Annotated in this window: 5 protein-coding genes and 1 pseudogene; 1 reads left to right on the forward strand and 5 read right to left on the reverse strand. The window is 38.3% G+C overall.

What is annotated here, in order from left to right:
- A partial coding sequence (locus V7164_RS23670; RefSeq protein WP_335355419.1) for an AI-2E family transporter occupies positions 1-723 on the forward strand: 723 nt, incomplete at its 5' end.
- A gap of 52 nt (positions 724-775) precedes the next feature.
- Here the strand turns inward: V7164_RS23670 and V7164_RS23675 are convergent.
- The 5 genes and pseudogenes from V7164_RS23675 to V7164_RS23695 all read right to left on the reverse strand — a co-directional run.
- Positions 776-1,108 (reverse strand): GNAT family N-acetyltransferase, encoded by a 333-nt coding sequence (locus V7164_RS23675; RefSeq protein WP_335355422.1) that lies wholly within the window; start codon positions 1,106-1,108, stop codon positions 776-778.
- Positions 1,087-1,272 carry a hypothetical protein gene (locus V7164_RS23680; protein WP_335355420.1) on the reverse strand — a complete coding sequence of 62 codons (186 nt, stop codon included), beginning with the start codon at positions 1,270-1,272 and terminating at the stop codon, positions 1,087-1,089. Before V7164_RS23680 ends, V7164_RS23675 begins: the two co-directional genes overlap by 22 nt.
- Positions 1,273-1,516: 244 nt before the next feature.
- The gene (locus tag V7164_RS23685; RefSeq protein WP_438824745.1) at positions 1,517-3,397 is read right to left on the reverse strand and encodes an ABC transporter ATP-binding protein; all 1,881 of its coding nucleotides are present in this window, start codon (positions 3,395-3,397) and stop codon (positions 1,517-1,519) included.
- Positions 3,394-5,616 (reverse strand): ABC transporter ATP-binding protein, encoded by a 2,223-nt coding sequence (locus V7164_RS23690; RefSeq protein WP_335355421.1) that lies wholly within the window; start codon positions 5,614-5,616, stop codon positions 3,394-3,396. The genes V7164_RS23685 and V7164_RS23690 overlap by 4 nt, the downstream gene beginning before the upstream one ends.
- A gap of 43 nt (positions 5,617-5,659) precedes the next feature.
- Positions 5,660-5,820: pseudogene (locus V7164_RS23695) on the reverse strand (MFS transporter); the annotation flags it as partial.
- Positions 5,821-6,054: the final 234 nt, after the last annotated feature.

Genomic DNA, 6,054 nt, shown 5'->3' on the forward strand with positions numbered 1-6,054 from the left:
CAGTTGCAGCTGTTTTTAACACAGCCGCATGATCATGTTCTTGTTAATTATGTTTTAGGCATGATTGAAACAAAACAAATTTCTAATTACTTAGAACAGGGTTTTACTTTTCTACTTAAATATTTTAGCGGAATGAGTAAAGTCGGGATTCAAATCATGATGTCCCTTGTGTTAAGTTTATTTTTCCTTTTGGAAAAACCAAAGCTTATTGAATTTACTTCTAAATTTAAATACAGTAAGATCGCTCCATTTTATAATGAAATTGAATTTTTCGCGAAAAAATTTGTTTTAACCTTTGGTAAAGTGATCGAGGCACAATTTATTATTGCTCTCGTCAACTGCGGCCTGACAACTCTTGCATTATGGATTATGGATTTTCCTCAGCTTATGGGTCTTTCCATCCTTATCTTTTTCCTAGGTTTAATCCCGGTTGCCGGAGTCATTATCTCACTTATACCTCTAATTGCGATTGCTTATACAATTGGCGGAATTATGCAGGTTGTGTATATTCTTATTGTCATTATGATTATCCACGCGATTGAGGCATATATTTTAAATCCAAAGCTAATGTCTTCAAAAACAGATCTGCCTGTATTTTACACCTTTATCGTGTTGATTTTTTCCGAGCATTTCTTTGGTGTTTGGGGGCTAATTGTTGGGATACCAGTATTCGTTTTCTTTTTGGATGTACTAGATGTGAGGGATAAAAAGAAAATAAGCTAGTCTATAAATGTCAAAAAGCAGTGAGTTCAGATGAGCTCACTGCTTTTTGCCTTTATTTATTAGACTTCAAGTGGCTAAAATATTTTTTAACGTCCAATTTATAAATGGGTTCTGGATGATGTCCATCCTCAATCTCCCCAGTTGGTTTAAAGCCTGCTTTTTCATATACACGCTTGGCAGCTTCGTTATTATAAATGACAGATAAATAAATTTCTTCGCATGAATACTTCACAGCCATTTCCTCAATAACTGCCCTTAAAATCGGCATTCCATAGCCCTTACCTTGATATGCATGTCCAAGCATTATGCTAATTAATTCATATCGTCCTGTTTCCTTGTTAAATCCATGTGAAGCAAAGCCAATTAATGTTTCACCATCATAAATTGCTCTTGGAAGGAACCCATATACTTGGCAAGCAGCAAGAAAAAAGTATTATCCCCTACCCATCTTTCAAAAATTTGAATTCTCTTTTCTTGATCGAAATCGGATTTTAATTTAATTACATCCCAAAAATTCTTTTCATTTACTTCAGATAGCTTAATATTCATATTTACTTCCTTTGCTTGACTTTTATTTTCATCCAGTTGGAGTTACACTATTTATTTCGCTTTCATAGTTACAATTTCCTTCTTATAGGTGTCCCACCAACAATTTGACAGAATTCACAACCTGTTTTTGTTAAAGCTAAATATCAATGTACATTCGCATTACTGGCGAGACCCTAATTTATGTTAAGAAAAAGACTGTAAAGAACCCGGATTTCCATCGAATTCCTTAACAGTCTTCAAACCTTTAAACTGCTGTATCGAACTGACTTTTGTACAAATTTGCATAAAATCCACTCTGAGCAAGCAACTCGTCATGTGTACCTTGTTCGACAATATCCCCTTCATGCATGACTACTATCAAGTCGGCATTCCGAATGGTCGACAGTCTATGGGCAATGACGAAGCTTGTGCGGCCTTTCATAAGGTTATCCATCGCTCTTTGAATAAGGATTTCTGTTCGTGTATCGACTTTGCTTGTCGCCTCGTCTAGAATGAGTATTTTGGGGTCTGCTAATATTGCCCTTGCAATCGTTAGCAGCTGTTTTTGACCTTGTGATATATTATCCGCTTCTTCATTCAACACCATATCGAATCCGTCCGGTAATGTTCTTACAAAATGGTCAACCTGTGCTGCGGTGGCCGCTTTCCTAACCTCGTCATCAGTTGCATCGAGCTTACCGTACCGAATATTGTTCGCTATCGTACCGTTAAACAGCCAAGTATCTTGTAGCACGATACCAAACAGAGAACGAAGCTCATTTCGATTAAATGATTGAATATTATGGCCATCGATCTTGATTGAACCGCTATTTACATCGTAAAAGCGCATGAGCAGTTTCATAATGGTCGATTTACCTGCACCAGTCGGTCCGACAATGGCTACTTTCTGACCCGACTTGATAGTGGCTGTAAAGTTACGAATAACAGGTTTTTCAGGTTCATAACTAAAGGAAACATGGTCAAACTCGACATTTCCTTCAATCGCCACATCTCGATTGCTTACCACCTTATTTTTACTTACCAAAAGAGCGTTTTCCTGCTCCGGTTTTTCTTCATCTTCCGCAAGAAATTCAAATACACGTTCCGCTGCAGCAGCAGTTTGTTGAAGTATATTGGAGATATTCGCAATTTGAGAGACTGGCTGCATAAAACTCCGCACGTATTGAATGAAAGCTTGAATACCGCCGACCGTCATTGTACCAGTTACAGTCAAATACCCTCCAAGTATACAAATGACAACATAGATCATATTTCCGATGAACATCGCAATCGGCATCATAAGACCTGATAAGAAATTCGCTTTCCAGGCCGATTTATACAATGCTTCATTGTGCTCGTCAAACTTTTTTTCCGAATCTCGTTCTCCGTTAAAAGCCTTCACTATTTCATGGCTACTAAACATTTCCTCTACATGGCCGTTTACATGCCCCAAATATTTCTGTTGATTTTTAAAATGAACTTGCGACTTTTTAATAATCCCAATAACCGAAATCATCGTCAGTGGGAGAATACAGATAGCTGCCAATGTCATTTGCCAGCTGATTGTGAGCATCATAATCGTAATTCCAATAAGTGAAGTGATTGATGTGATGATCTGTGTTAAACTTTGATTCAATGTTTGGCTTATTGTATCTACGTCATTCGTAATTCTAGAAAGAACTTCTCCGTGGGTTGTTTTATCGAAATAATTAAACGGTAATTTATGAATTTTTTCATTAATATCCGTTCGAAGTTGCTTTGTCACTTTCATACTAACACCCGTCATGACAAACCCTTGCAAATAGGAAAACAACGCACTAAGTAAGTATAATCCGATGAGCCATAAAAGAATTTCACCAATTTTGCCGAAGTCAATCGACCCAATTCCAGCGATTTGGTTCATCACACCTGAAAAAAGTTCATCAGTCGCTTGCCCTAAAATCTTTGGCGATACAATTGTGAAAACCGTCGACAAAATGGCTAAAATCCATACAAATATAATCGTCCATTTGTAAGCGCCCAAATATTGAACAAGCTGTTTCATCGTCCCTTTAAAATCTTTTACTTTTTTACCCTGCATCATATTTGGCCCACCTCGCATACCGAAGTGCGAATGAGTATTTTGACTATTTCTCTTTTCGCTCACGCTAATTCCTCCTTCGATAGCTGTGATGAGGCAATTTCATAGTATTCAGGGCAAGTTTCCAGCAGCTCACGATGTGTGCCACGCCCAACAATGCGGCCCTTATCTAACACGAGAATTTGATCTGCATTCATGATTGTACTCACTCTTTGGGCGACTAGAATGATCGTCGCGTTTGACGTGTGTTCCTTTAACTCTTTGCGTAACATGGAGTCTGTTTTAAAGTCCAATGCGGAGAAGCTATCATCAAATATTAAGATTTCTGGTTTTTTCATTAAAGCACGTGCAATCGTGAGGCGCTGTTTTTGACCACCTGAAACATTGGCACCTCCTTGTGATATATTCGACGCAAAATTCTCTGGTTTTTCTTTAATGAAATCTATCGCCTGGGCAACTTTTGCTATTTCCTGCATCTCTTCATCCGTAGCGTCTTTTTTTCCGTATTTCAGGTTGAACTCAATGGTGCCTGATAACAATACGCTCTTTTGTGGGACATATCCAATCTTCGACCGCAATTCCGACTGTTTCACATCTCTAATGTCAACACCGTCAATTAAAATTTCGCCCTCATTCACGTCATAAAAACGTAAAGCAAGACTTGCAATCGTTGTCTTACCGGAACCTGTCGAACCAATTAATGCCGTCGTTTGACCCGGCTTAGCTGTAAATGAAATCTCATGTAATGCATCTTCATTGGCCCCTTCATAACGGAAGCTTACTTTTTTAAATTCGAGAAGGCCTTTGCACTTTTCGTTAAATGATTTTGGCTTTTCTGGATCGGTAATGGACACTTCCGTTTCCAGTACTTCCGCAATCCGACCGGCGGATACTGCTGCACGAGGGATCATAATAAACATCATCGATAGCATCATAAAGGACATCAAAATTTGCATGACATACTGCATAAACGCCATCATATCCCCGACTTGCATTGAAGAAACTGCAATTTGATGGGCACCAACCCAAACTACTAGTAAAGTGACGCCGTTCATAATGAGCATCATCATTGGCATCATAAACACCATTGCGCGAGTTACAAAAAGATTTGTCTTCGTTAAATCACTATTTGCAACGTCAAATCTCTTTTTCTCATATTCCTGCGTTCCGAAAGAACGTACAACCATTAAACCGCTTAAGTTTTCTCTTGAAATCAAATTCAATTTATCTATTAGCTTCTGAATCATTTTAAACTTTGGCAGTGCAATCACCATAAGGATTAAAATCAATCCAAGAAGGACGACAACAGCGAGCGCAATAATCCAGCTCATGGAAGTCGACTTATTAACCGCCATAATGATTCCACCAATCCCGAGAATCGGGGCATAGCAAATCATCCGGACACCCATCATTATTAGCTGCTGGACTTGTTGAATATCATTCGTACAACGTGTTATTAAAGAGGCTGTAGAAAATGTATCCAACTCTTTTTTCGAAAAGCTCTCTACCTTCATAAACACTTGCTTCCGTAAATTCCGGGCTACGCCAGTCGCAATTCGGGATGAAAGGAAACCAACCAAAACGGTAGCCACACCTCCTACCAGTGCAATGACTAACATATAGAACCCAATTTTCATAATATAACCCGTTTGTTTCGCACCCAAATCGATGCCTAGCTCATCATAAAAACCTTTTGAAAGCATAATACCGCTTTGTTTTTGCATGAAATCATTTTTCATCGCTTCGTCATGCGCCGATTGAATCATTGCAACTGGCAACGAATCCAGGACAGCTTGCATTCCGTAAATTTCTTTCATATCAATAGAGCTAGAGGGAGTTTCTGTTACATTTTCATTAGATGGCGGGAACAGTTCACGTAATACATTAATGAGGGTCAAAGATGATGTGCCAAATGCGGCATCCACATTTTCCGTCTCGGTTTTACCTAACTCCCCTTTTATAAAAAATTGCTGCTCCGCTATAGGATATAGTTTGCTGTAAGGCTTCCCCTTCGAATTTTGATCTGAAGGGGAGACCAAATGATAGCTCGATTCGATAATCTGTCTTTCACGTTCTGTCATGAAAGTAGTGATCAGCTTCATACCGTCTTGACTGATTGCATCTGGTGCAGCATGCTCGATGCCATCTTGTTGTATCCCAACGTTGACGATATTCGACATGTAGTTCGGTAAATTCAAATCACTAATCGCTTGCACAAACAAGAGCACGATCGCTAATAAAATGCCCGTTAAAAAAGGCTTTAAATGCTTTGCCAACTTTCTCAAGTCAATAGTCTCCTTTCCCATTCTTCTCTACTATTTCACTATAAAGCCACTGAATCGTTGAATATTCTTTAATTCCTAAATCGAGAATCATAGACGGCAAGGCTACATTTAAAAGAAGTTATTAAAAAAAGATACAAATGTTCCGACAAAAAGAATCGCAAGCATAATATATCCTGGTTTTCTTTCCTGTAATGTTGCATTCATCTATTTGTTTTCTCCTTAGTTAAAAATTTCTTTTGATTGGTTTAGGCCGTTTACATATCTGTGCATCAACGCCCTGCTCTTTTAGTTTTTTAACAATACTCTCCAAATGGATATTCTCTTTTTTTACTGCTTTAAGGGAACTCATTAGTTTTCTTCCTTATATAATCCTCTTTTTAGCAGCTCCATTTGCTGAACATAACTTTTTAAAGCTTCTTCATCCGTTAAGTCCTTTAC

This window comes from Bacillus sp. JJ1474, assembly GCF_036965225.1.
Taxonomy (GTDB): domain Bacteria; phylum Bacillota; class Bacilli; order Bacillales; family Cytobacillaceae; genus Cytobacillus.